At 62.3% G+C, this 22146-nt stretch carries 24 protein-coding genes and 1 pseudogene; 19 read left to right on the forward strand and 6 right to left on the reverse strand.

The window, feature by feature from the left end; all coding sequences use genetic code 11:
- Positions 1-20: 20 nt before the first annotated feature.
- A complete protein-coding gene (locus ACFJIU_RS27420) occupies positions 21-719 on the reverse strand; it encodes an ABC transporter ATP-binding protein (RefSeq protein WP_379065294.1) in 699 nt (232 codons plus the stop codon).
- A gap of 64 nt (positions 720-783) precedes the next feature.
- Between ACFJIU_RS27420 and ACFJIU_RS27425 the strand changes: the two genes are divergently transcribed.
- The gene (locus ACFJIU_RS27425) at positions 784-1422 is read left to right on the forward strand and encodes an arylesterase (protein ID WP_379065296.1); all 639 of its coding nucleotides are present in this window, start codon (positions 784-786) and stop codon (positions 1420-1422) included.
- A gap of 118 nt (positions 1423-1540) precedes the next feature.
- Complete coding sequence (gene thpR, locus ACFJIU_RS27430; protein ID WP_379065298.1) at positions 1541-2137, forward strand: RNA 2',3'-cyclic phosphodiesterase; 597 nt, start codon at positions 1541-1543, stop codon at positions 2135-2137.
- Here thpR and ACFJIU_RS27435 read toward each other — a convergent pair.
- Positions 2041-2559: a low molecular weight protein-tyrosine-phosphatase gene (locus ACFJIU_RS27435; RefSeq protein ID WP_379065300.1), complete on the reverse strand. Its 519-nt coding sequence runs from the start codon at positions 2557-2559 to the stop codon at positions 2041-2043. The genes thpR and ACFJIU_RS27435 overlap by 97 nt on opposite strands.
- 128 nt (positions 2560-2687) lie before the next feature.
- On the opposite strand from ACFJIU_RS27435, the gene ACFJIU_RS27440 reads away from it, so the two are divergent.
- The 7 genes and pseudogenes from ACFJIU_RS27440 to ACFJIU_RS27470 all read left to right on the forward strand — a co-directional run bounded on the left by ACFJIU_RS27440 (position 2688) and on the right by ACFJIU_RS27470 (position 7069).
- On the forward strand, positions 2688-2984 hold the full coding sequence (locus ACFJIU_RS27440; protein WP_379065302.1) for a 4a-hydroxytetrahydrobiopterin dehydratase: 297 nt from the start codon (positions 2688-2690) through the stop codon (positions 2982-2984).
- Between the two features lie 88 nt (positions 2985-3072).
- Positions 3073-3435, forward strand: coding sequence for a YkvA family protein (locus tag ACFJIU_RS27445; RefSeq protein ID WP_379065304.1), 363 nt, complete (start codon positions 3073-3075; stop codon positions 3433-3435).
- A gap of 270 nt (positions 3436-3705) precedes the next feature.
- The gene (locus ACFJIU_RS27450; protein ID WP_379065306.1) at positions 3706-4209 is read left to right on the forward strand and encodes an invasion associated locus B family protein; all 504 of its coding nucleotides are present in this window, start codon (positions 3706-3708) and stop codon (positions 4207-4209) included.
- Positions 4210-4289: 80 nt separating this feature from the next.
- Positions 4290-4793: a GNAT family N-acetyltransferase gene (locus ACFJIU_RS27455; RefSeq protein ID WP_379065308.1), complete on the forward strand. Its 504-nt coding sequence runs from the start codon at positions 4290-4292 to the stop codon at positions 4791-4793.
- Between the two features lie 92 nt (positions 4794-4885).
- A pseudogene (rlmN, locus tag ACFJIU_RS27460) lies at positions 4886-6120 on the forward strand (23S rRNA (adenine(2503)-C(2))-methyltransferase RlmN).
- Positions 6117-6590, forward strand: coding sequence for a hypothetical protein (locus tag ACFJIU_RS27465; protein ID WP_379065310.1), 474 nt, complete (start codon positions 6117-6119; stop codon positions 6588-6590). The pseudogene rlmN and the gene ACFJIU_RS27465 overlap by 4 nt, the downstream one beginning before the upstream one ends.
- Positions 6587-7069, forward strand: a complete 483-nt coding sequence (locus ACFJIU_RS27470) for a hypothetical protein (protein WP_379065312.1) — start codon at positions 6587-6589, stop codon at positions 7067-7069. The genes ACFJIU_RS27465 and ACFJIU_RS27470 overlap by 4 nt, the downstream gene beginning before the upstream one ends.
- Here ACFJIU_RS27470 and ACFJIU_RS27475 read toward each other — a convergent pair.
- Together ACFJIU_RS27475 and ACFJIU_RS27480 are read right to left on the reverse strand one after the other, a co-directional pair.
- Positions 7041-7682, reverse strand: a complete 642-nt coding sequence (locus ACFJIU_RS27475) for a LysE family translocator (protein WP_379065314.1) — start codon at positions 7680-7682, stop codon at positions 7041-7043. The genes ACFJIU_RS27470 and ACFJIU_RS27475 overlap by 29 nt on opposite strands.
- 74 nt (positions 7683-7756) lie before the next feature.
- Entirely contained in the window at positions 7757-9841 is a 2085-nt protein-coding gene (locus tag ACFJIU_RS27480) for a putative bifunctional diguanylate cyclase/phosphodiesterase (protein WP_379073243.1), read from the reverse strand.
- A 296-nt stretch (positions 9842-10137) separates the two neighbouring features.
- Here ACFJIU_RS27480 and ACFJIU_RS27485 point away from each other — a divergent pair, with 296 nt between their 5' ends.
- From ACFJIU_RS27485 to ACFJIU_RS27495, 3 genes are all read left to right on the forward strand, one after another.
- Complete coding sequence (locus tag ACFJIU_RS27485) at positions 10138-11361, forward strand: argininosuccinate synthase (protein ID WP_379065316.1); 1224 nt, start codon at positions 10138-10140, stop codon at positions 11359-11361.
- Positions 11362-11363: 2 nt separating this feature from the next.
- Positions 11364-11891 (forward strand): hypothetical protein, encoded by a 528-nt coding sequence (locus tag ACFJIU_RS27490; protein WP_379065318.1) that lies wholly within the window; start codon positions 11364-11366, stop codon positions 11889-11891.
- A 128-nt stretch (positions 11892-12019) separates the two neighbouring features.
- Positions 12020-12328, forward strand: coding sequence for a hypothetical protein (locus ACFJIU_RS27495; protein ID WP_379065320.1), 309 nt, complete (start codon positions 12020-12022; stop codon positions 12326-12328).
- Between the two features lie 65 nt (positions 12329-12393).
- Here the strand turns inward: ACFJIU_RS27495 and ACFJIU_RS27500 are convergent, their stop codons facing one another.
- Positions 12394-13185 (reverse strand): lytic transglycosylase domain-containing protein, encoded by a 792-nt coding sequence (locus ACFJIU_RS27500; RefSeq protein WP_379065322.1) that lies wholly within the window; start codon positions 13183-13185, stop codon positions 12394-12396.
- Positions 13186-13477: 292 nt separating this feature from the next.
- On the opposite strand from ACFJIU_RS27500, the gene ACFJIU_RS27505 reads away from it, so the two are divergent.
- The 5 genes from ACFJIU_RS27505 to rpsP all read left to right on the forward strand — a co-directional run bounded on the left by ACFJIU_RS27505 (position 13478) and on the right by rpsP (position 17779).
- Positions 13478-14074 (forward strand): DUF1236 domain-containing protein, encoded by a 597-nt coding sequence (locus ACFJIU_RS27505; RefSeq protein ID WP_379065323.1) that lies wholly within the window; start codon positions 13478-13480, stop codon positions 14072-14074.
- 131 nt (positions 14075-14205) lie between these two features.
- Complete coding sequence (locus ACFJIU_RS27510; RefSeq protein ID WP_379065325.1) at positions 14206-15147, forward strand: CPBP family intramembrane glutamic endopeptidase; 942 nt, start codon at positions 14206-14208, stop codon at positions 15145-15147.
- A gap of 267 nt (positions 15148-15414) precedes the next feature.
- Positions 15415-17010, forward strand: coding sequence for a signal recognition particle protein (ffh, locus tag ACFJIU_RS27515; RefSeq protein WP_379065327.1), 1596 nt, complete (start codon positions 15415-15417; stop codon positions 17008-17010).
- Positions 17011-17017: 7 nt separating this feature from the next.
- Positions 17018-17335, forward strand: a complete 318-nt coding sequence (locus ACFJIU_RS27520) for a chorismate mutase (protein ID WP_379065329.1) — start codon at positions 17018-17020, stop codon at positions 17333-17335.
- 57 nt (positions 17336-17392) lie between these two features.
- Positions 17393-17779 (forward strand): 30S ribosomal protein S16, encoded by a 387-nt coding sequence (rpsP, locus tag ACFJIU_RS27525; RefSeq protein ID WP_379065331.1) that lies wholly within the window; start codon positions 17393-17395, stop codon positions 17777-17779.
- Positions 17780-17832: 53 nt separating this feature from the next.
- Here rpsP and ACFJIU_RS27530 read toward each other — a convergent pair whose 3' ends face one another.
- Positions 17833-18243, reverse strand: a complete 411-nt coding sequence (locus tag ACFJIU_RS27530) for a cupin domain-containing protein (RefSeq protein WP_379065334.1) — start codon at positions 18241-18243, stop codon at positions 17833-17835.
- A 99-nt stretch (positions 18244-18342) separates the two neighbouring features.
- On the opposite strand from ACFJIU_RS27530, the gene ACFJIU_RS27535 reads away from it, so the two are divergent.
- Both ACFJIU_RS27535 and ACFJIU_RS27540 read left to right on the forward strand, forming a co-directional pair.
- Positions 18343-19236, forward strand: a complete 894-nt coding sequence (locus ACFJIU_RS27535; RefSeq protein ID WP_379065336.1) for a LysR family transcriptional regulator — start codon at positions 18343-18345, stop codon at positions 19234-19236.
- A gap of 272 nt (positions 19237-19508) precedes the next feature.
- Positions 19509-22034 (forward strand): putative bifunctional diguanylate cyclase/phosphodiesterase, encoded by a 2526-nt coding sequence (locus ACFJIU_RS27540; RefSeq protein WP_379065339.1) that lies wholly within the window; start codon positions 19509-19511, stop codon positions 22032-22034.
- Positions 22035-22146: the final 112 nt, after the last annotated feature.

Raw genomic sequence — 22146 nt, forward strand, 5'->3', positions numbered from 1 at the left:
TGCCTGGCATCCGTCAGTTCTCAGGCCACGATCTTGGCTGGAGCGGCGTCAATCTCGATGCGGCCGGAGCGCATCGCCACCTGCCGGGAGCAACGAGCCGCCAGGGAAGGGTCGTGGGTGACCAGAACCAGCGTCATGGCGCGCTCGGCAGCCTTGGCGAAAAGCAGATCGGCCACCTGCTTGCCGGTGGCCTGATCGAGATTGCCGGTGGGTTCATCGCAGATCAGGATGCGCGGCGAGGGGGCCAGTGCCCGCGCGATCGCAACACGTTGCTGTTCGCCGCCCGAAAGCTCGCCCGGGTAATGGGTGACACGGTCGGCAAGGCCCACAGCTGCCAGTTCCCGCGCGGCAACCCCAAAAGGATCGGCCGCGCCCGCCAGCTCGAGTGGAACGGCAACGTTTTCAAGCGCGGTCATGTTGGGGATGAGGTGGAAGGACTGGAAGACGATGCCGACATTGCGACCTCGAAACGCCGCGATCTGGTCTTCGCTCTTTCCATTCAGCACCTGGCCGGCGATGCGCACCTCGCCTGCGTCAACACGTTCCAGTCCGGCCAGAACCATCAGCAGCGTGGACTTGCCGGAACCGGATGGCCCGACGATGCCGGTGGTTTCGCCCGCTGCGACATCGAGACTGATGCCCTTGAGCACGTTCACCGAGGAAGCACCCTCGCCGAGGGTCAGGGAAACGTCCTTCAGCTGAATAGCGGCTTCAGTCAAAGCAAAACTGTCCTATATGGAGGGAACGTGGGCGGAGTTGCCCCGGTGATATGGGTTCTGCCGCATGGCTTTCAAACATCTGGCTGCTTTTGTCGCGCTTTTCCTTGCATTCGGACAGACTTCACCCGTTCGGGCCGAACAAGTCCAGATCGTCGGATTCGGTGACAGCCTTACCGCGGGCTTCGGCCTGGCCCCCGGCGAAGGCTTCACCGACCGGCTGCAGGTGGCATTGCGCGCCAAGGGTTATGACGTCGCCGTCGCCAACGCCGGCGTTTCGGGTGATACCTCGAGCGGCGGTCTGGCCCGGCTCGACTGGTCGGTTCCTGACGGCACGAGCCTGGTTATCCTCGAACTCGGCGCAAACGACATGCTGCGCGGCATCGATCCGCAGATGGTCGAGGACAATCTGGACAAAATGCTGGCACGGCTGAAGGAGCGCAAAATTCCAGTCCTGCTCGCCGGCATGGTGGCTGCCCCCAATCTCGGCCACGCCTATGGCGAGGCCTTCGGCACGCTCTATCCGCGGCTGGCGAAAAAATACGAGGTGCCGTTCTACCCGTTCTTCCTGGACGGAGTCGCCGGCAACCCTGCCTTGCAGCTGGAAGACAAGATGCATCCCAATGCAAAGGGCATCGACGTGATCGTCGAGCGAATCCTTCCGGATGTCGAAAAAGCGATCAAGGCGTTGCCCGCGAAGTCCTGAGCCGGCTGCCCGATCGATGGGCTGCGTCAGTGTGTCCGGAAAATAAACCCCTTGCTCCCGCCGCTTTTCAGTGATTCGCTGTGATTCGAGAGTTCGATTCGAGGACAGGAGGCTTGCCATGCCACGTCTTTTCACGGCCCTCGAAATTCCGCGTGATGCGGCGCTTTCGCTCTCCCTGCTCAGGGGCGGCTTGCCCGGCGCCCGATGGATCGATGTCGAAAACTACCATCTGACGTTGCGCTTCATCGGTGATGTCGAAGGTCATGTCGCCGATGAAGTCGCCAATGCGCTCGACCGCATCGAACGCCCGTCCTTCTCGCTGACCCTCTGTGGTGTTGGCGCTTTCGGCCAGAAAAAGCCGCATGCTGTATGGGCAGGCGTCATTCCGTCCCCCGATCTCAACATGCTGCAGGCCGATATCGACCGTGTCTGCAAACGCCTTGGCGTACCCACCGATCCGCGCAAGTTCACGCCACATGTGACACTGGCAAGGCTACGCAATTCCAGCCCGCTGGAGGTCGCCGGTTATCTCTCCGCACGCGGCAATTTCGCGGCCCTGCCGTTCAGGGTCGGCCGCTTCGTGCTGATGTCCTCACGCGATTCCGTTGGTGGCGGCCCCTACATCGTCGAGGAGGCATGGCCGCTGTCGGATGCCGCCACGCGCCCGTCCAACCGAGTGGCGATGGCCTCCGACGCGTCGCGGATCATGCGGTAGACCGAGGCAAAACCTTCCGGTCCACCATAATAGGGATCCGGCACTTCGCGGCCGCGATCACCGGCGTATTCCAGGAACAGATGGATGCGTTCGCGTGCGTCGTGCGGTGCCATCGCCTTGAGATCGGCGACGTTCGACCGGTCCATGCCGAAGATCAGATCGAAGCGCGAAAAATCGTCGAGAGCGACCTTGCGTGCCTTCTGGCTGGAGATATCAATGCCATGACGGGCGGCGATTTCGACCGAGCGCGGATCGGGTGCTGAGCCGGCGTGCCACCCGCCCGTGCCGGCCGAATCCAGGAGAAAGCGATGTCCTAGCTCACGCGTGGTCAGGACATCCCTGAAGACGCCTTCCGCGAGCGGTGAGCGGCAGATGTTGCCGAGGCAGACGAAAAGGATCGATTTTGGGGGTTCCACGCGCATCCGACGCTACGGTATCCTCTGTCAATTCTGATGCATGTCGCGCATCGGGTTTTTTGCGCATGTCGTCATCGCAAGATCGTTTGCACTGTTGCACGACATGCTTAACCGGGAAAGCACGGAAGCAAGCCATGGCGAGAGAGAAATTGGACGGACAGGCCGTAGCGGCGCTTCTGGCCGGGCTCGAGAGCTGGACCCTTGCCGCCGATGGGAAGTCGATCCGTCGCAGGTTCGAATTCAAGAATTTTTCAGAAGCCTTCGCCTTCATGACCCGATCGGCGCTGGCAGCGGAAAAACTGGATCATCATCCCGACTGGTCGAATGTCTACAAGACCGTTGATGTCACGTTGAACACACACGATGTCGGCGGACTGACGGCGCTCGACTTCGAACTGGCCAAGAAGATGGACCGCTTCGCGGGCAGCTGAGCCGGTTGCATCTTGCGATGGATCGCAGAGGTCACCACATTTCGTGGCGAAGCGAGGCAGCATCTGCTGCTTCACGAGGGAAACCACCATGGTGCAAGGCAGCAACTACGAGTTCCTCGGGCCCGATGGCAAGGTCATAGGCGAGGACAACGTGCGCGCGAAGTTCTGGCGCACCGCCAAGAAGGCGGCGCGCCAGGTTCCATTCATGGAAGACGTCGTAGCGGCCTACTATTGCGCCCTGGACAAGGAAACGCCGTACAAGGTCAAGGCGATCCTGCTCGGCGCGCTGGCCTATTTCGTGCTGCCGGTGGATGCCATCCCCGATATCGTCGCGGGCATCGGCTTCACTGACGACGTTGCGGTGCTGACGGCGGCGATCACCGCCGTACGCGCCCATATTACGCCCGCTCACAAACTCGCGGCGCGCAAGGCAATCGCCGAACAGGACTGACGCGGCGTCACCGCATGGTGTGGTCAATGCGGTCCCCGTCGGGCTAATCCAGTCAAATTCTTGCCGTTTTCCTGCTCTCCAAGTCGACGCCGGGACACCGTGTCGTCGCCTGAAGGGTTGGCTACGGCATGGAATTGGCGGCGGTTTCCGAAGGTCATGCTCTTTTCGATGGAAAGTTCACCCTTTGGTAACCCAGATTAAATCAAACTAAAGCGAACCGGCGGGCGGGGGTCCGCCTGGCGCCGCACCGTATGGAATACAGGGAATAAGATGCGCGGATTGATCCTCACAGCCACCAGTCTGGTCTTGCTTGCCGTTGCCTCGCCGGCGCTGGCACAGCAGGCGACCAAGATCGGCCAGCACAACGCCTGGGGCACCTACAGCTACAAGGCGCAGACCGGCAAGGTGTGCTACGTGTTGACCGTTCCGACCGACAAGCAGCCGCCGACGCTAGACCATGGCGACATGTTCTTTTTTGTCAGCCAGCGCCCGGGCCAGCAGGTCTCCTACGAGCCGCAGTTCATTGCGGGCTACGAGTTCCAGAAGAACTCGAAGGCCACTGTCACCATCGACAACAAGTCTTTCTCGATGTTCACACGCGGCAAATCGGCCTGGGTCGAAAACGCCGCCGAGGAGCCGGTGCTGATCGCGGCGATGAAGACCGGCAAGGATATGAAGGTCACCGCCAAGTCCGGTCGCGGCAATCCGACATCCTACGTCTTCTCGCTGAAAGGCATTTCTGCAGCGCTGCAATCGATCGCGACGTGCAAATAGGGACCTGATACCCCGACATTTCGACAGCGGGCCGGGTCGATATCCGGCCCTTTCTGTTTTCAAACGCGAGAAACTTCCCGATGATGCGCATCGTTGTCGACGAGGCAGGTGAACATCTCGATGCGGCAGCGCGGATCTGGGCCGAGGCGACCAGCCGGCGCGACAATGACAAGGACGTGCCGTCGCTCGAATTGTCGCGCCCTATCATCAAGCGCGTGCTGGAAATCTCGGAGCGTTCATTCCTGCTGATGGTTTTCGAGGACGCCGACGGCGGCCGGCCGGTCGCCTTCACGGCGGTGGCACCCGTTCCCGGGGACGAAGACATGGCTGAACTGCACTACCTCGGTGTCGAGCCGCCTTCATGGGGCAGGAGCTACGGCGCCGTGGCGCTGGTGGCCACGCAGGATGCCTTGCTCGAACGAGGCTTTGCAGTGGCCAGGCTCTCGGTCTATGTCGACAACCAGCGTGCGGTTCAATTCTACCAACGCGGAGGTTGGCAACCGCATGGAGAGGCGCTTCCACATCCGCGCACCGGCAAGCTGGAGCAGCGATACCGCCTCTTTCTCGATCCTCTCCGGCGGTAAGGACGCGCCATCGTGACGTCACGCCACAGCTGTGATATGTGCCGGCTGAACCCTATCTAGCCAGGATTGTTTCTGTTCAAGCCAGATCTGCCATGACCATTTCGCTCGACATCACCGACAGCAACACACGCGCCGCGCTTGCGTCACGCGCTGCCGCACCACAGAAGGCCTCGCTTGTCGGTCTCAGCCGCGCCGAAATGGCCGAGGCGCTCGTTGCTGCCGGCATCGTGCCGGAAAGACAGGCCAGGATGCGGGTGCAGCAGCTCTGGCACTGGCTCTATGTGCGCGGCGTTTCCGAATTCTCGCAGATGTTCAACATCTCGAAGGATCTGCGCACCGCGCTCGACCAGCATTTTGCCATTGCCCGTCCGGAAATCGTCGAGGAACAGATCTCCGAGGACGGCACGCGCAAGTGGCTGTTCCGCTTCCCTGCGCGCGGAGCCGGCAGGCCGGTGGAGATCGAGACGGTCTATATCCCTGAGGAGGGGCGCGGCACGCTGTGCATCTCTTCCAGGTCGGCTGTACGCTGACCTGTTCGTTCTGCCACACCGGCACGCAGAAGCTGGTGCGCAACCTGACGGCGGAAGAGATCCTGGCGCAGCTGCTGACCGCGCGGGACCGGCTGGGCGATTTCCCGGACCGGGACACGCCGGCTGGCGCGATCGTGCCGGCCGAAGGCCGCAAGGTTTCCAACATCGTCATGATGGGCATGGGCGAGCCGCTTTATAATTTCGAGGCGGTCAAGCAGGCGCTGCTGATTGCTTCCGATGGCGACGGGCTGGCCTTGTCAAAGCGTCGTATCACGCTTTCCACCTCGGGCGTCGTGCCCGAAATCTTCCGGACCGGCGAGGAGATCGGCGTGATGCTGGCGATCTCGCTGCACGCGTCGAATGACGACCTGCGTGATCTTCTGGTGCCCATCAACAAGAAGTATCCGCTGAAGGATCTGATCGACGCCTGCCGAAAATATCCCGGCCTTTCCAACGCGCGCCGCATCACCTTCGAATATGTGATGCTGAAGGATGTCAACGACAGCCTGGAAGATGCCAAGGCGCTGGTGCAACTGCTGAAAGGCATTCCGGCCAAGATCAACCTGATTCCGTTCAACCCGTGGCCCGGCACCAACTACCAGTGCTCGGACTGGGAGACGATCGAGAAGTTCGCCGACTTCATCAACAATGCAGGCTATGCCTCGCCGATCCGTACGCCGCGCGGCCGTGATATTCTCGCGGCCTGCGGCCAGCTGAAGTCGGAATCGGAACGGCTGAAGAAATCCGAGCGCCTGGCGCTTGAGGCGATGATGATAGCGGGACACGGCGAGGCGTGAGCAGCCAGAGTTCCGCTCTGGTGCTCTGGCTTGGTCGCTTCGGCCTCGTCGTTCTCGGCTATCTGGCCTCGGTCGTCGGTGCGACCGCCGTCACGGTCATCGCGCTTTTCGCCGCTGGTTTCGTCGCGGAAGGCGCCAACATGGCTGGCCTGCTGAAGAACCTGCGCCAGCTGCCCGAAACTTTCCTGGTAGGCCTGATCATAACCGTGCAATCGGCATTGCCCGGTTTCCTGATTGCCATATCCGCCGCGGCAATCCTTCGCTGGGTCAAGCCACTGAGCTACACGCTGGCAGGGGGGCTGAACGGCGTCTTCTCCATCCTTGTGCTCAATTTCTTCACCGGGACCCGACTGTTCGTCATGCCGCCGGGCCTGCTGATCCCATGCGTCGTTGGCGGCCTCGCCGGCGGTTTCGTTTTCCATCTTGTGTGTGTCCGTCGAATTGGCAACTGGGGCAGGACGACGGCATGAACCGCTTCGCGGCCTATTTCATCCGCTGCCTTGTCATCCTGTTCGGGTATGCGGTCGCCGTTTTGGCGGCGAGTGCCTTCATCAATGTGCTGTTCCTGGGGGCGATCGGCTTCAGTGCCGAGGAAACCCGCTGGTTGGCAAGCGGCCCGCTCGTGGTCACCATTCCACTTCTTGCTGTCTTCGTCGGTTATTTCGCGTTTGCGCCCTCCGCGCTGCTGATCCTGGTGACGGAGCTGCTGGCTCGGCGCGACTGGCTGTTCTATGCCCTGGGGGGTGGCGTGGTCGCGGGCATAGTCCTGGGCGTTGCCTGGCGATCGGGCGACCCGGATTTCGCGGTCATGGACACGCGCGTCATCCTGGGCATCGTCGGTGCAGGAATGGTCGGCGGCATCTTCTACTGGCTCTGCGCCGGCCGTTGGGCCGGAAGCTGGTGGCGGGACAGCAGGCCGCCTACTTCGCCTGGGCCGTCAGGATCTTGAGCGCGAAGGCCGAGAAGACGCCGGCGAACAGATAATCCACGGCTCGCGTCACGCGTGGGCTCGCCTTCATCGCTGCCGAGAATTTTTCCGCAGCGAACACCATTGGCGCGGTGACCGGGATGGACAGCACCACGAACATGGCGCCGAGGAAGAACAGCTTGCCCGGCGCGTTAGGATCGTGCGCGGAAACGAACTGCGGCAAGAAGGTCATGAAGAACAGGATGATCTTGGGATTGAGCAGGTTGACGCCCAGTCCGGCCGCCCAGGCGCGGGTCAGCGAGATTTTCGGTCCGCTCTTCTTCTCCGGGGAAAAAGCCGAGCCCTTGGCGATGGCCTGCCAGGCGAGAAAGACAAGGTAGCCGGCGCCGAATATCTTCAGCACGAAGAACGCCATCGGCGAGGCGACGATCAGCGCGGAAATGCCGACCACCACCAGCGATGTATGGATCAGGGTGCCGCACAGCGCCCCCGCCATCGAAGCGAAGCCGGCAGCGCGGCCCTGGCTTAGGGTACGGCTGACGAAAAGCGTCATGTCGGGCCCGGGCGTGATCGCCAGGATGAAGGTGGCGATGGCGAACTGGATCAGCGTGGTGGTATCTGGAACAAACGACATTGCAGGCTCCCCGCAGCAGGCAGGCCGAGCCATAGCCGATAAGCCCGCCCTGCTCCAGGGGCAGCTGAATGTCTCTATCGACCCAGGCGTCTCAGCGCCGGGAGCGTCGGGACGGCGATTTCAGCAGTCTCTTCGGGCATGTAGGGGCCGAATTTGGCTTCGATGATCCTGCCCAGTGGCTGGGGCCTGCCAAGCAGATAGCCCTGCGCCTCGTTGCAGCCTTCCTTCTGCAGGATGGAAAGCTGGATTTTTGTCTCGACGCCTTCTGCAAGCACCGGGATCTCCAAGCTGCGCCCCAAAGCCAGTACGGCACGCACGATGGCCTTGGCCTGTGGACTCTGTTCGATATCGCCCATGAAGGAACGATCGAGCTTGATCTTGTCGAAGGGGAATGAACGCAGCGTGTCGAGCGAGGAATAACCGGTGCCGAAGTCGTCGATCGCGATGGTGACACCCAGCGCCTTGATCTGACGCAGTGCGTGCAGGGTTCGCGCCTTGTCGGCGATGATCGCTGACTCGGTCAGCTCGAGTTCCAGCCGGCGCGCCGGCAGGCCCGTCTCCAGCAGGATCTCATGGACCAGCTTTGGCAGGTTGTTGTGCGACAGCTGTTTCGGCGACAGGTTGACGGCAACCTTGTGCTCATTGTGCCAACCCGCCGCATGCCGGCATGCGGTGCGCAGGACCCACTCGCCGATCGCCTGGATCGAACCGTTTTCCTCCGCGATCGGGATGAATTCGGATGGCGGGATCATGCCACGCTCGGGGTGACGCCAGCGCAGGAGCGCCTCGTAGCCGGTCACTTCGCCGGTGAGTACGGAGGCCTGCAGCTGGTAGTGAAGGGCCAGTTCGCCGCGTTCGATCGCGTGGCGCAGATCGTTGGCGAGCGCCCGCCGGTCGCGGGCCGCTTCGTCCATGGCCGATTCATAGAAGCAGACAACTTGCTGTACATCCGCCTTGGCACGGTACATGGCCAGGTCGGCATTGCTCACCAGGCGCTCGCAGTCCTCGCCGTCGTGCGGATAGACCGCGACACCGATGCTGGCTCCGGTGACGATCTCGAAATCGTCGAACCGCAGCGGCTGGAACAGCGCCTTTTCAAGCCGGGCAACAAAATCGAGCAGGTCGCTCTGTTCCGAAAACCGCTTGATGGCTGCAAACTCGTCGCCGCCCAGGCGAGCCGCGAACTCGCTATCCTTCAACAGGCGGGTCATGCGGCGCGCCACGGTCTTCAGCGCCTGGTCGCCAGCCGCATGTCCGCGCATGTCGTTGATCTCCTTGAAGCGATCGAGATCGATTCCGATCACGGCGACTCTCGCGTCCTCGGCCTCGCCTGCCCGCTCGATCTCGTGAGCCAGACGGTCGTTGAAGCTCGTACGGTTCGGCAGGCCGGTCAGCGCATCGTTGAGGGCAAGATGCTGCAGGCGTTCGTAGTTCTCGAAACGCGTCCGCTCGTCGATGAGATGGCTGACGGCGCCGGTGCCGGCGATCAGCAGTCCGACGATCGCTACCGAGACGGCCATGGCTTCGAGAACGCTCGGGTTGGTACCGCCTGTGACGAAGGACATCGGCGTCACCGAGACCGCGGCCATCCCGGTGAAATGCAGTCCGACGATGGCAAGCACCAGGATCGCGGTACCAATGAGGAATGCCTTGGCACTCTGCCCATCGACCCACTGCCTCAGCGCCAGGGACGCTGCGACAACCGCGATGAGCACGGATGCTGCGACATAGATGCCATCCCATTCGACGATGCCGGCGACGTGATAGGCCGCCATCCCCGCATAATGCATGGCCGAGATCGAAAGGCCGACAACAGCGCCGCCGACCACTGCCGCCAAGCGGCGGCCGCTTGTTGCCCAGGCAAAGCCGATACCTGTGCCGATGATGGCAATGACCAGCGACGCCATAGTCAGGAGCGGCTCGAAGAAAATGGGCGCGCCTGGATCATAGGCCAGCATGGCGACGAAATGCGTGCACCATATCGACGAGCCGGCGGCTACGGCGGTCAGAACCAGCCAGCCCTTCGCCTGCACGCCTTCGGTTTTTCTGACGCGTTGAAAAAGACCGGAGGTGACCCAGCAGCCTGTGACGCAAACGAATGCCGCGAGCAGGACGAGCCACAGATTGTGTTCCATGGCGATGCAGGAGATGACGCGCATCAGATTCAGCGGACCTTTGGAGCGGGACAATCAAGAAAGCCGAGACCGACTAGCGGTTGAATCGTGAATGCGGGTTTAACCCAGCGGTATTCGAGGCGAGTTCCCCGTTCGGTCGAAGAGTAGGGTCAAGGAAGTGTTTCCATCAGGAACGCCAAATGTCCTGCCGGATGTCCGGTCCAACATCCTTGCCGCCAAACAATTTGGCGCGGTTGGCCGCTTCCCCCAGGATCGGAACCGCACTAATAGTGGCGCCGAAAAAGCGGTTCTGTCCAAATGCAGGAAGGTTGCCCTCCAAGATGTCCAAATTCAAAGACGTGAAGAAGGTGGTGCTCGCCTATTCGGGCGGCCTCGATACCTCGATCATCCTGAAGTGGCTGCAAACCGAACTTGGTGCGGAGGTTGTCACCTTCACCGCCGACCTTGGCCAGGGCGAAGAGCTGGAGCCGGCGCGCCGCAAGGCCGAGATGCTCGGCATCAAGGAGATCTTCATCGAGGACGTGCGCGAGGAATTCGTGCGTGATTTCGTCTTCCCGATGTTCCGCGCCAACGCGGTCTACGAGGGGGTCTATCTGCTCGGCACTTCGATCGCCCGCCCGCTGATCTCCAAGCATCTGATCGAGATCGCCGAGAGGACCGGCGCCGACGCCATCGCGCACGGTGCGACCGGCAAGGGCAACGATCAGGTTCGCTTCGAACTGTCGGCCTATGCGCTGAACCCGGACATCAAGATCATCGCGCCATGGCGGGACTGGTCATTCAAGAGCCGCACGCACCTGCTCGAGTTCGCCGAGCAGCACCAGATCCCGGTCGCCAAGGACAAGAAGGGCGAGGCGCCGTTCTCGGTCGATGCGAACCTGCTGCACTCCTCCTCCGAGGGCAAGGTGCTGGAAGATCCGGCGGTCGAGGCGCCCGAATACGTGCATATGCGCACGATTTCACCGGAAGCCGCTCCCGACAAGGCAACCGTCATCACGGTCGGCTTCGAAAAGGGCGACGCGGTTTCGATCAATGGCGAACGCCTTTCGCCGGCGACGCTGCTTGCCAAGCTCAACGACTATGGCCGCGACAACGGCATCGGCCGCCTCGACCTGGTGGAGAACCGCTTCGTCGGCATGAAATCGCGCGGTGTGTACGAAACGCCGGGGGGCACGATCCTGCTCGCTGCGCATCGCGCCATCGAGTCGATCACGCTCGACCGCGGTGCAGCCCACCTCAAGGACGAGTTGATGCCGCGCTACGCGGAGCTGATCTACTACGGCTTCTGGTTCTCGCCGGAGCGGCAGATGCTGCAGGCCGCGATCGACCTCAGCCAGAAGGACGTCGAGGGTGAAGTGACGCTGAAGCTCTACAAGGGCAACGTCATGGTTGTCGGCCGTGAATCGCCTAAGTCGCTCTATTCCGACAAGCTGGTCACCTTCGAGGACGACCAGGGCGCCTATGACCAGAAGGACGCGGCCGGCTTCATCAAGCTGAACGCCCTGCGCCTGCGCACGCTCGCGGCCCGCAACAAGCGCGGTTGAGCGTGCACAAGGCCCGTTGTTCCGTCGCTGGCTTTCTTGCGCTGGCGGCGGTTCTGCCGGCTGCCGCACAGGATTTCGACCCGGCTGCGCTTGATCTGCCTGCACTGGTCGAATGCCGGGCGGACGTGCCGACCTATAATGGTTTCGCTTTCTGGTTGGCGGGTGAGCCGGACGCCGCCGACAGGCTGGGCTGGCGCAAGGTCGACAGCGGCAATCCTTTCCTGTCGCAGTATGAGCTGGAAAAGCCGCTGGTTGCCTTCGGCAGCGAAACGAGAACGCTGGTCTTCACATCGAGCGGCCCGATGGCCGTGCTCGATGGCATCACAGCGCCGGATCTGGCAAAGAAGCTCGGCATTGAGCCGATGATCTCCACACCGCAGAAATTCCTCGGCGAAAAGGTCGTCTCGGAGAGGAGCGAGACATCCGAAGGCATCACTTTTGCCACCCGCATCAGCCTCAATGTCTCAACAGTCGAGACGCATCCAGGCAAGGTACTTGCCGGCTGCTCCTACAAGGTCGAGGTCATGTAAAAGCGTGTCGTCCGGCATCGCAGAGGACATATCGGTCAATCACTGATTGAGGACCAACTACACCTCTGCGGCTTGATGTTTTGTCACCTTTGCCTAGGTTTGCGACCTACCGGGCTGAGGGGCTTTCCATGAAGAATTGTCTTTTCGTATTACTTGCTGCGACCGTCGTGCTTTCCGGCAGTCGAACCACCCAGGCGGCTGATAGGCCGGACGTCAAAACCGGCTTCGCCCGCTGCATGAAAAACTATCCTTCCTTTCCCCTCTCCGCAAAGGAGGAAATCAGGACCTTCATGGGGGTATCGAAGGAGCGCGCGCCTCGACTTTTCTGTCAGCGCCTCGCCAAGGCTGTCGCCAGTGGACGCATTACCTTGTCCGATATCAATCGGCTTCAGGAGAACCGATCCACCGAGATCTGGAAGGTCATAAAGGGGAAATAGGCGAGGATCGCCGCGCCGGCGACCCTCGCAAGAAAAGTTCGAGCCCGAGCTCGAACCTGGTCCCATCAATCGTTGTCGATGGCCGTGGCGATGCGGGCGATTGCCTGCTGATAGACGCTCGCCGAATTCCAGCCGGCAATTGCGCCCATATTGCCATCAGCGCCGACACCGGGCCGCCAGCCGTGGCCCTTGAGGAAGTTGGCGGTCGAGGCAAGCGCGGTTTCCTTGTCGCGCAGGTTTGCTCCGCCGACGCCATATTTCAGGACATTTCCTGGCAGGAACTGGGTGTGGCCGATCTCTCCGTGCATCGCGCCCACCGAACTGGCGGTCAGCGCACCGCGATCGACGAGCTTGAGCGCGGCGATGGCGTGCGGGTAGAAGAACTCGGGGCGGCGGCAGTCATAGGCGAGGGTCACGATGGCGGAAACGGTGTTCTGTTTGCCCATGGCCGCGCCAAAACCGGTTTCCATGCCCCAGATGGCGAGCAGCACGCCCGGCGTTACGCCATAGGTGCTCTCGATCCGGTTGAAGAGCGCCGCATTGGCCCTCTTCATGGACTTGCCGCGCGAAATGATTGTCGCGGCGCCCCTGCGCTTCATGAAATCTTCCACCGAACCGCTGAAAGCCTTCTTGACCGCCCGGTCGGCGCGTATGGTCGCCGTGGCGTATGTCGCGCCTTCCAGCGCCGCAAGGCCGCGGCTCTTGACGCCTTCAGCCTGCGCTTGCTGCGCGAAATCCGCCTTCCACTGGTCGAACCCCGCGGCCGACTTGCCGCATTCGGCCGCCTGGGTGGCGCCGGTCAGCAGCAAAAGCGCCGCCACGGCTGCGAAAACCTTTCCCTTGGCACGCAATGCCATTCTCATCTCCTGGTTGCCTGAATCACCTCGCGAGGCGAATTTGCCAGCGAACATCGAGCTTGTCACCGACGTTTCCCCGGCGCCCGCCGTGTTCCGGCTAAAGGCCAGAACCCTGCTCCAATCAAGCGTTTTTTGCCGATTTCGCCGATTCGGGCGTCGATCTGGCGGCGCCTGCGGCTCACCTGCAACGACAATCTGGAACAAAGCGTGAGCATCGATCGAAACTTTAGCGGGAACGTCAGGATGCCGGAGGCGTTGGCGGTGCGAGGGACGATGACAGAGGAGCAAGACAATGAGGACATTGCTGTTGTCTGCGATCGCGGGAACACTCGTTGCCATGTCTGGCGCGGCATGGGCGGATACGCTCGTATCGGCCGACAGAGACCTCAACATGCGCGCCGGGCCTGGTTCACGTTACCCCGTGGTGGGTGTCCTGGCTGAGGGTCAGACCGCGGTGCTGGATGGTTGCCTGCAAGGCTCGAAATGGTGCGCCGTCGGCAATGCCGACAACCGTGCCTGGATCAATTCGGACTATGTCACCAGCGAATTCTCCGGCAGGCGCGTGCTGCTGACAGAACGGCCCGTCGATTCAGGCGTGACCGTGATCGAGACGCCGGGCGCCGTCATGGACGATGAACTGTCGACCGGATCGATCATCCAGGATGATGATGCGGATATGCCGGTGCCGCCGATGGAAGTGCGCAGCTACGTCAGGACGAACGCGGTTGATCCGATCTACATCCAGGATGAGGTTCGGACCGGCGCGACACTGCCCGATACGGTCATGCTGCGTGAAGTTCCCGGATATGACTATCGATATGCCTATGTGAATGGCGAGCCGGTCATCGTCAGCCCGTCGTCCAGGCATATCGTCTATGTCGGCGAGTAATCATAACGACTGTCGGCGGCGCGATCCGACAAATTTAACCTAATCCTTGCGACGTGATTGCGAGGTTTCCGGGCATCGCCTAGTCATGGCGGTGCCCGATGTTACAGGCGGGTCATTCGAGAAGAGCCCGCATGATCTCCGAGCCGACAGCCTTCGAGCGTTACCGTTCGAGCCCGAATGGCAAAATGACGCTCCCGCGTCTCACCTTCGGCACCATCATCATCTTGCTGGTCTGGACACTTTCGACTTTTGCGGCGGTGCGGGCCGGCTGGGGTTTCGTTGCGCTGGTGCCCGCCTCGTTGCGGCCGGATGGCTATGGCATGGAGGCTTTCCTCACCTCGCCCATCGGTGTGCTGACAGCGCTGGTCACATTCAGCGGCATATGGGCTGGTGCGTGGCTGGCGATGCGATGGATCCACCGCGAGCCGCTTTCGGCCCTTTTCGGCAACAGCCAGAGGATTTCCCGATCCGGTTTCCTCAAAGGTTTTGTTGCCGTCATCCTCACATCGGTCTTTTCCGAAGTGCTGCTGTTTCTGCTCGATCCTGTGATCCAGCGTGGCTCGATCCGCCTTGGTGTCTGGTTGTTGGCTTTGGTGCCTGTCGCGCTGCTTGGTTTCGTGCAGACCTCCGCGGAAGAGCTGTTGTTTCGCGGCTACCTGCCGCGCGGGCTGGCCGGACGTTTCCGAAGCCCGGCGGTGTGGGCGCTGCTGCCAACGCTGGTCTTCACGGCGCTGCACTGGAGTGGAGGCTCGGCGCCCGCGATGAACGCTGCCGGACTGATCTCCATCGGTGTCTTCGCGGCTGTCCTGATGATGCTCGTCCATTCGACAGGGAATCTCGGCGCGGCCTTCGGTGCCCATCTCGGCAACAACCTGTTCGGTTTCCTGCTGATTTCGCACCAGGCCAGTCTTTCCAGCTTTGCGCTGTTCGAGGCACGATCGCTGGAGGGCGCTGGCTGGGCTGGCACCGATGCGGTCCTGATCGCGGGTATCGGCATCGTATCCAGCCTGCTGACGGCACTGCTTCTGCTGCATCCGCGCTCGCCGCTCAGGGTGGCGCCGGATCTCGGTTGACTGGCCGAAAACGCCGATTTCAGCCATTTCCCTTGACTCTCGGCCATTTTTCCTGTCAAAGGCCGCCAACTTCCGCGACGATCGTCTTCGCGAAAGCCGACCGGGACGAGGCAAGCGCGTCAAGATGCGCTGCCGAGCGATCCCGGAGGCCAACACCCGGCAGCGCTGTGCGCCCCCGGGGTGCTTTTTGGTTTTGGGCTTTGCTTGGATGATCGGTGCGGACGTATTACCTCTCGGGTCTGACCATCCGGGATCGAAGGAAGAAGCATGTTCGAATCGCTGCAAGAGCGACTTGGCTCAATTCTGAACGGCCTTACCGGCCGCGGCGCGCTGTCGGAGGCTGATGTCTCGGCCGCGCTGCGCGAAGTGCGCCGTGCGCTGCTCGAGGCCGACGTCGCACTGGAAGTCGTGCGTTCGTTCACCGACAAGGTGCGGGAGAAGGCGGTCGGCGCGGCGGTTCTGAAGGCGATCAAGCCCGGCCAGATGGTCGTGAAGATCGTTCATGACGAACTGGTCGAGATGCTGGGTGCCGAAGGCGTCGCCATCGACCTCAATGCGCCGGCGCCGGTCGTCGTCATGATGGTCGGTCTGCAGGGCTCCGGCAAAACGACGACCAGCGCCAAGATCGCCAAGCGGCTGACCGAGCGCCAGGGCAAGAAAGTGCTCATGGCCTCGCTCGACACGCGCCGCCCGGCGGCGCAGGAGCAGCTGCGGCAGCTCGGTGAGCAGACCAAGGTGGCGACGCTGCCGATCATCGCCGGACAGACCCCGGTCGACATCGCCAAGCGTGCCGTTCAGGCGGCCAAGCTGGGCGGCCATGACGTGGTCATCCTCGACACCGCCGGTCGGACGCATATCGACGAGCCTTTGATGGTCGAGATGGCCGACATCAAGAAGGCTTCGACCCCGCATGAAATCCTGCTGGTGGCCGACTCGCTGACCGGTCAGGATGCCGTCAATCTCGCCAAGAATTTCGACGACCGCGTCGGCATCACCGGGCTGGTGCTGACCCGTATGGACGGTGACGGCCGCGGCGGCGCGGCGCTGTCGATGCGCGCGGTCACCGGAAAGCCGATCAAGCTCATCGGCACCGGCGAGAAGATGGACGGGCTGGAGGAATTCCACCCCAAGCGTATCGCCGACCGTATCCTCGGCATGGGCGATATCGTTTCGCTGGTCGAGAAGGCTGCCGAAACCATCGACGCGGAAAAGGCCGCGGCGATGGCCAAGAAGATGCAGTCCGGCAAGTTCGACCTGAACGACCTCGCCGATCAACTCGGCCAGATGCAAAAAATGGGCGGCATGGGCGGCATCATGGGCCTGATGCCCGGCATGGGCAAGATGAAGGACCAGATGGCGGCAGCCGGCCTCGACGACAAGATGTTCGGCCGCCAGCTTGCCATCATCTCGTCGATGACCAAGGCCGAGCGGGCAAACCCGGACCTTCTCAAGCACAGCCGCAAGAAGCGCATCGCTGCCGGTTCCGGGACCGATGCCGCCGAGATCAACAAGCTCCTGAAGATGCATCGCGGCATGGCCGACATGATGAAGGCGATGGGCGGCAAGGGCAAAGGCGGCGGCATGATGCGCGGCCTGATGGGCGGGCTGGCCAACAAGATGGGCCTTGGCGGCACGATGCCTGGGATGGGTGGCATGCCCGATCTTTCCAAGATGGACCCCAAGCAGATCGAAGCCTTGCAGAAACAGGCGGAAGCCGCGGGCCTCGGCAAGGGTCTTCCGGGCGGAATGCCCGGCGGTCTACCAGGCCTCGGTGGCGGCGGTTTGCCGGGCCTGCCTGGTGGCCTGAAGCTTCCGGGCCTCGGTGGTCCGGGTGGCTTACCGGGCCTCGGCAAGAAGAAGTGAGGCGGCGATGAGCGACGAGAAAAAAATGGAAGCCGCCCGCGCCCAGCTCGCAGGCTATCGTGCTTCGATCGACAACATCGATGCCGCGCTCGTGCATATGCTGGCAGAGCGTTTCCGCTGCACCAAGGCGGTCGGCGTTCTGAAGGCCACGCATGGCTTGCCGCCAGCCGACCCGAAGCGCGAGACCGAGCAGATCGAGCGGTTGCGCCGACTTGCCAAGGAAGCGCAGCTCGATCCCGATTTCGCAGAGAAATTCCTGAACTTCGTCATCCGCGAAGTGATCCGCCATCACGAGCAGATCGCCGCGGAAACGGCGCAAGCATAACCGGCTGGACCCGGCCGTAACCCGATCAACGAGAATCAGAGCTTTAGGAGAAACAAAATGGCACTGAAAATCAGACTGGCCCGCGCGGGCTCGAAGAAGCGTCCTTACTACCACATCGTCGTCGCCGACGCGCGCTCGCCGCGCGACGGCCGTTTCATTGAATCGATCGGCGCCTGGAACCCGCTGCTGCCCAAGGATGGCGACCGCGTCAAGATCGACGCTGATCGCGCCAAGCATTGGCTGGGCAACGGCGCGCAGCCGACCGACCGCGTGCTGCGTTTCTTCGACGAAGCCGGTATCGCCAAGCGCGAAGCCCGCAACAACCCGTCCAAGGCCGAGCCGGGCAAGAAGGCGCAGGAACGCGCCGCCTTGCTTAAGAAGGCGCAGGAAGACGCCGCTGCCGCCGTGGCTGCCGCTGCCGCCCCGGCTGAAGCCAGCGAGTAAACAGTTCCGCTACGGCGGAGAAACGGCGGGCCGAAAGGCCCGCCGTTTTGCGTTCAGGCAACAGGGTCGGCAAATGGAGTGTCCGGTTTGCTGGCGTAGAAGATCACCATCCGTGCGGGCGTATCGGTGCTCAGATTGCGGCCGGTCATGGCGACGTGCGCCGGTTCGACAAAGACCTCACCCGCCCTTATCTCCATCGGCGCACGGCCTTCGAGCTCAAGCGTGAACGTTCCTTCCAGCATATAGACCGTCACGGGGTGACGGTGGCTGTGATGAGGCGTGCAATCGCCAGGATCAAGCCTGGCCAGCAGGATCCGTATTTCCTGTGTCTCCTGTGTCGGCATGTCGGTGGTCGCCGCGCGGTACGCGACCGATAGCTTCGCGGCACCCGAAGATTGTGCCGAGGTGGTGATGCCGACGGTCAGGCCGGCGATGGCGTCTCTGGTTGCCATTGTCTCGTGCATCGTCTCCTCCATCGTTTCGTAATGAAGGCTAATGCCGGGCCGCTCTTTCCGGCAGCCGCAAGCTTGCAGAGCCGCCGAGCAGAAGCGCATAACGTCGGGATGTTCGACTGGAACGACCTGCGCTATCTGCTTGCCGTCGCGCGCGAGGGCAGCACGCTGGCGGCTGCGCGGGTGCTGGGAGTAAACCAGTCCACGGTCCATCGACGGCTGGTTGAGCTCGAGCGGCGCGTCGGTTCTGCACTCGTCTCCCGACATGCAACGGGCTACAGGCTAACGAGCCTGGGCGAGGCGCTGCTTCCGGCAGCCGAGCGCGTAGAAGCAGAAATTCTGGTTCTTCAGAACCAGATCCGCGCTCACGGGGACGAGCTTGTCGGGGTCATTCACCTGACCTGCCCCGAGCCACTGGTGTCCCGCCTCGCAGGGTCGTCCTATCTCGACCTCTTCCACGAGAAGCATCCGGGTTTGACGATCGAATTCGTGATGAGTGACCGCTATCTCGACCTTGGAAAGGGCGAGGCGGACGTGGCGCTGCGTTCAGGCGAACCGGATGACGAAACGCTGGTCGGCCGCAAGATCGCCGATTCGATATGGGCGGTCTACGCCAGCAAGAGTTATCTTCAGCATCATGGTCGGCCGGAACGGGTCGACGACCTTGGCCGACACGCGCTGGTTGGCTTCGATGGAATGCTCGTCAACCATCGCGCTGCGAAATGGCTGTCTGCCGTTGCCCCCGGCGCCAGGATCGCTGCCCGCAACAACAGCGTGCTTGGCGTGTTGCATGCCGTGAAATCAGGTATCGGCATCGCGCCGCTGCCAACCACCATTGCAGACACGGAGGATGACCTGGTCCAGGTTCTTCCCCCGGTGCAGGACCTTGCACGGGGTTGGTATCTTCTCACCCGTGCCGATCTGCGCCAGACGCCGCGCATCAGCAGCTTCTTTGATTTCACGTTCCGTCATCTGCATCTCATTAGGCCGATCCTGATGGGCTGATGTCTGTCCTCACGTCGAAAGATGGGCGCGTTGCGGGCGGCGATTCCTCCCTTTCGAAGTATGACGGGTATATGACATTCGGCTTAAGCAAGAAGTAAGTAAGCGGCCGCTAACGTGCTTGATATGGCGCGCTGTCCAAGGATGTTGCGCGAGGCATGATGCCGTGATGCCGGGCCGGAATTGTTCCGGCATGTGCTGAAAATCGATGCGACTCTGCCGTGAAGCCTGGTGCATGCCGGGCCGTGGAAGCGTTGCGGCAATGGCGGGCTGGAATGATGTCGATTGCGGTGCGGGTCAAGGAACTGGACGGGCTTGCGAGGCAACAACAGCCGACCGAGCCAAGTCCTTCGAGCCAGGCCGACCGCGTGTTCCGTATCGACACCGAATTCGAGGACGTTCGACTGATGTTGCGTCGCTGGCAGGCGGCATGCATCGACGGCGTTCTCCCCCCTTATGAGGAGCTGGCACTGGGCAGCGTCGGTCGTTTTGCCGACGAACTGGCAGTGGTTCGGCTTTCGGAAGGCCATGCGGGTTTCATCCTGCGCGCGGGCTCCCGTTTCTGCAGCCTGGCTGACATCGCCGAGGCATCGGTCTCGCTTTCCGTCCTGCCGTTTGCGGTTCGACGCGCGGTGAATGACGCCATCGACCTCGCGCGCCTGGCTGCGCGCCCCTATCTGACGCTGTGCCGGTCGATCATCGACGGCATGGTGTCAACCATGGAGGTGCTGGCGCTGCCGCTATCCTGTCGCTGGCCAGGCGAATACTTCCTGGTTTTCGCAAGACCGCGCAAAAGCCAGGTCGATCTGGCACGTCTGCTCATCAACTCGACCGACGAGGGCATTCTGGCGCTGAGCCCACTGGAAGGCGTCGGTACCGCGCCCCGCGACTATCAGGTGCTCAGCATAAACAACGCCGCGGCCAGGATGCTCGGCGCACCGGCGGAAAACATGCGCCTGCGCCTGTTGTCCGAGGTGAGTGCGGCTGAATGCCTGGCGCGTCTGCTTGATCAGCGCTCTCGCAACCGAAGCCAGGGCACTGCTGTACCGTCGCTCGAACTCGAATACGATCTCGCCGGCGAAGCGATCTCCCTGCAGGTGGGTGTCGTCGAAACCGACGGTCTTCTTGCCGTGACGCTGACCGATGTGCGTGAGATCCGCAATCGCGAGGTGCTGTTCCGTTCGCTGTTCGACGACAACCCGGTGCCGATGTATGTGCGCCATCTCGCGACCGGCGCGTTCCTCAACGCAAATGCCGCGGCACTTCACCTTTACGGGCATGATCGCGCTGCTTTCCTCGCCCTGGACATCCGCAATCTCGAACCGAATTCCGCGGCGCGTGTTGGTTCTTCCGGCGAACGCTTCGCGCGCCACCGCACGGCATCAGGAGCCGAGCTGGACGTCATCGAATACACGCGTGCCATAACCGTCGGCGGACAACCGGCAACGCTCTCGACCATCGTCGATGTCACCGAGCGCAAGCGGGCGGAAGAGCGGATCTCGTTCCTCGCGCACCACGATCCGCTGACCGGGGTCGGCAATCGTACGACCTTTTCACAGGAAATCGAGGAGGCGGTGGCAACCGCGGTTGCCGGCCACCAGCCATTCGCACTGGTTCTGATCGATCTCGATGACTTCAAGGCCGTCAACGATACGCTGGGTCACGCCGCCGGCGATTCCCTGCTGATCGAAACCGCCGACAGGATCCGCCGGCTGCTGCGCCGTACGGATCTCGTCGCTCGTCTCGGTGGCGATGAATTCGCCGTGCTGTTGCGTGGTGCGTTGAGCCGAGACGACGTCCAGTTGCTGGCCGGGCGGATCATCCACGCGATCGCCCAGCCGCACGGCTATGAGGGACACAAGCTTTCCATCGGCGCCAGCCTGGGCGCCGCCATCGCGCCTGTCGATGCACGTGAGGCCGGCACGCTGCTGAAATGCGCCGACCTCGCTCTCTACCGCTCGAAGCGCGAGGGCAAGGGCACGTTCCATTTCTTCGAACCCGAAATGGACGCCGAAATGCGGGAGCGCCGTGAGTTGGAACTGGAACTGCGCTCGGCCGATTTCGACCGCGAACTGGAGTTGCACTACCAGCCGATCATCTCGCTGCGCAGCGGCGGCCTGCGTGGCTTCGAAGCGCTGGTGCGCTGGCGCAACCCGAGACGCGGCATGGTGTCCCCGGCAGAATTCATCCCCTTGGCCGAAGAGACAGGCATGATCGATGCCATCGGCCGTTGGGTCCTGGAGGAGGCCTGCCGGCGTGCGGCTGCCTGGCCACAGGATCTCATCATCGCCGTCAACGCTTCGGCGGTGCAGTTCCGCCAGGGCCGCTTCGCGGAGACAGTCACCCAGGCGCTCGCGGCGTCCGGGCTCGATCCCTCGCGCCTGGAGATCGAAATCACCGAATCCGTGCTGCTGGCCGACACGGGTGCCAATCTTGCTTTGCTGGAGCGGCTGAAGGATGTCGGCGTGCGTGTCGCGCTCGACGATTTCGGCACCGGTTATTCAAGCATGAGTTATCTCAGGCGCTTCCCGTTCAGCCGGCTGAAGATCGATCGCTCCTTCATCCGCGACATTGGTTCCAGCCGCGAATCCATGGCGATTGTCAGGGCGATCATCGGTCTGGGCGCCAATCTCGGCATCGATACAACTGCGGAAGGCGTCGAGACGGGTGCGCAGCTCGAACTGCTGCGGCAGGAACGCTGCGGCGAGATTCAGGGCTTCCTGTTCAGCCCCCCGGTCGACAGCGTCGGCGCCTTGCGCATCATAGACAGCTACCGCAGCGACGAGAGTAAGGTCGCCTAAAAGCAATCCCGGGAAAAGTGTGCAGCGGTTTTCCGGCCGGAATTGCCTAAAGCAAAAATTGAAGCGCTTCGGCTTCCGAAAAAGGAAACGCTCTGGCCTTGGAGGCCATCCG

The sequence above is a fragment of the Mesorhizobium sp. UC74_2 genome (genome assembly GCF_042701485.1).
In the GTDB taxonomy this organism is placed as follows: Bacteria; Pseudomonadota; Alphaproteobacteria; order Rhizobiales; family Rhizobiaceae; genus Mesorhizobium.

What these genes read in the sequence shown, in the direction of transcription:
- ACFJIU_RS27425 (WP_379065296.1), top strand. Translation starts at nt 784, where the DNA reads ATGGCTTTCAAACATCTGGCTGCTTTTGTCGCGCTTTTCCTTGCATTC.
- thpR (WP_379065298.1), top strand. Translation starts at nt 1,541, where the DNA reads ATGCCACGTCTTTTCACGGCCCTCGAAATTCCGCGTGATGCGGCGCTT.
- ACFJIU_RS27435 (WP_379065300.1), bottom strand. Translation starts at nt 2,559, where the DNA reads ATGCGCGTGGAACCCCCAAAATCGATCCTTTTCGTCTGCCTCGGCAAC.
- ACFJIU_RS27440 (WP_379065302.1), top strand. Translation starts at nt 2,688, where the DNA reads ATGGCGAGAGAGAAATTGGACGGACAGGCCGTAGCGGCGCTTCTGGCC.
- ACFJIU_RS27445 (WP_379065304.1), top strand. Translation starts at nt 3,073, where the DNA reads ATGGTGCAAGGCAGCAACTACGAGTTCCTCGGGCCCGATGGCAAGGTC.
- ACFJIU_RS27450 (WP_379065306.1), top strand. Translation starts at nt 3,706, where the DNA reads ATGCGCGGATTGATCCTCACAGCCACCAGTCTGGTCTTGCTTGCCGTT.
- ACFJIU_RS27455 (WP_379065308.1), top strand. Translation starts at nt 4,290, where the DNA reads ATGATGCGCATCGTTGTCGACGAGGCAGGTGAACATCTCGATGCGGCA.
- ACFJIU_RS27470 (WP_379065312.1), top strand. Translation starts at nt 6,587, where the DNA reads ATGAACCGCTTCGCGGCCTATTTCATCCGCTGCCTTGTCATCCTGTTC.
- ACFJIU_RS27475 (WP_379065314.1), bottom strand. Translation starts at nt 7,682, where the DNA reads ATGTCGTTTGTTCCAGATACCACCACGCTGATCCAGTTCGCCATCGCC.
- ACFJIU_RS27480 (WP_379073243.1), bottom strand. Translation starts at nt 9,841, where the DNA reads ATGCGCGTCATCTCCTGCATCGCCATGGAACACAATCTGTGGCTCGTC.
- ACFJIU_RS27485 (WP_379065316.1), top strand. Translation starts at nt 10,138, where the DNA reads ATGTCCAAATTCAAAGACGTGAAGAAGGTGGTGCTCGCCTATTCGGGC.
- ACFJIU_RS27495 (WP_379065320.1), top strand. Translation starts at nt 12,020, where the DNA reads ATGAAGAATTGTCTTTTCGTATTACTTGCTGCGACCGTCGTGCTTTCC.
- ACFJIU_RS27500 (WP_379065322.1), bottom strand. Translation starts at nt 13,185, where the DNA reads ATGGCATTGCGTGCCAAGGGAAAGGTTTTCGCAGCCGTGGCGGCGCTT.
- ACFJIU_RS27505 (WP_379065323.1), top strand. Translation starts at nt 13,478, where the DNA reads ATGAGGACATTGCTGTTGTCTGCGATCGCGGGAACACTCGTTGCCATG.
- ACFJIU_RS27510 (WP_379065325.1), top strand. Translation starts at nt 14,206, where the DNA reads ATGATCTCCGAGCCGACAGCCTTCGAGCGTTACCGTTCGAGCCCGAAT.
- ffh (WP_379065327.1), top strand. Translation starts at nt 15,415, where the DNA reads ATGTTCGAATCGCTGCAAGAGCGACTTGGCTCAATTCTGAACGGCCTT.
- ACFJIU_RS27520 (WP_379065329.1), top strand. Translation starts at nt 17,018, where the DNA reads ATGAGCGACGAGAAAAAAATGGAAGCCGCCCGCGCCCAGCTCGCAGGC.
- rpsP (WP_379065331.1), top strand. Translation starts at nt 17,393, where the DNA reads ATGGCACTGAAAATCAGACTGGCCCGCGCGGGCTCGAAGAAGCGTCCT.
- ACFJIU_RS27530 (WP_379065334.1), bottom strand. Translation starts at nt 18,243, where the DNA reads ATGCACGAGACAATGGCAACCAGAGACGCCATCGCCGGCCTGACCGTC.
- ACFJIU_RS27535 (WP_379065336.1), top strand. Translation starts at nt 18,343, where the DNA reads ATGTTCGACTGGAACGACCTGCGCTATCTGCTTGCCGTCGCGCGCGAG.
- ACFJIU_RS27540 (WP_379065339.1), top strand. Translation starts at nt 19,509, where the DNA reads ATGATGTCGATTGCGGTGCGGGTCAAGGAACTGGACGGGCTTGCGAGG.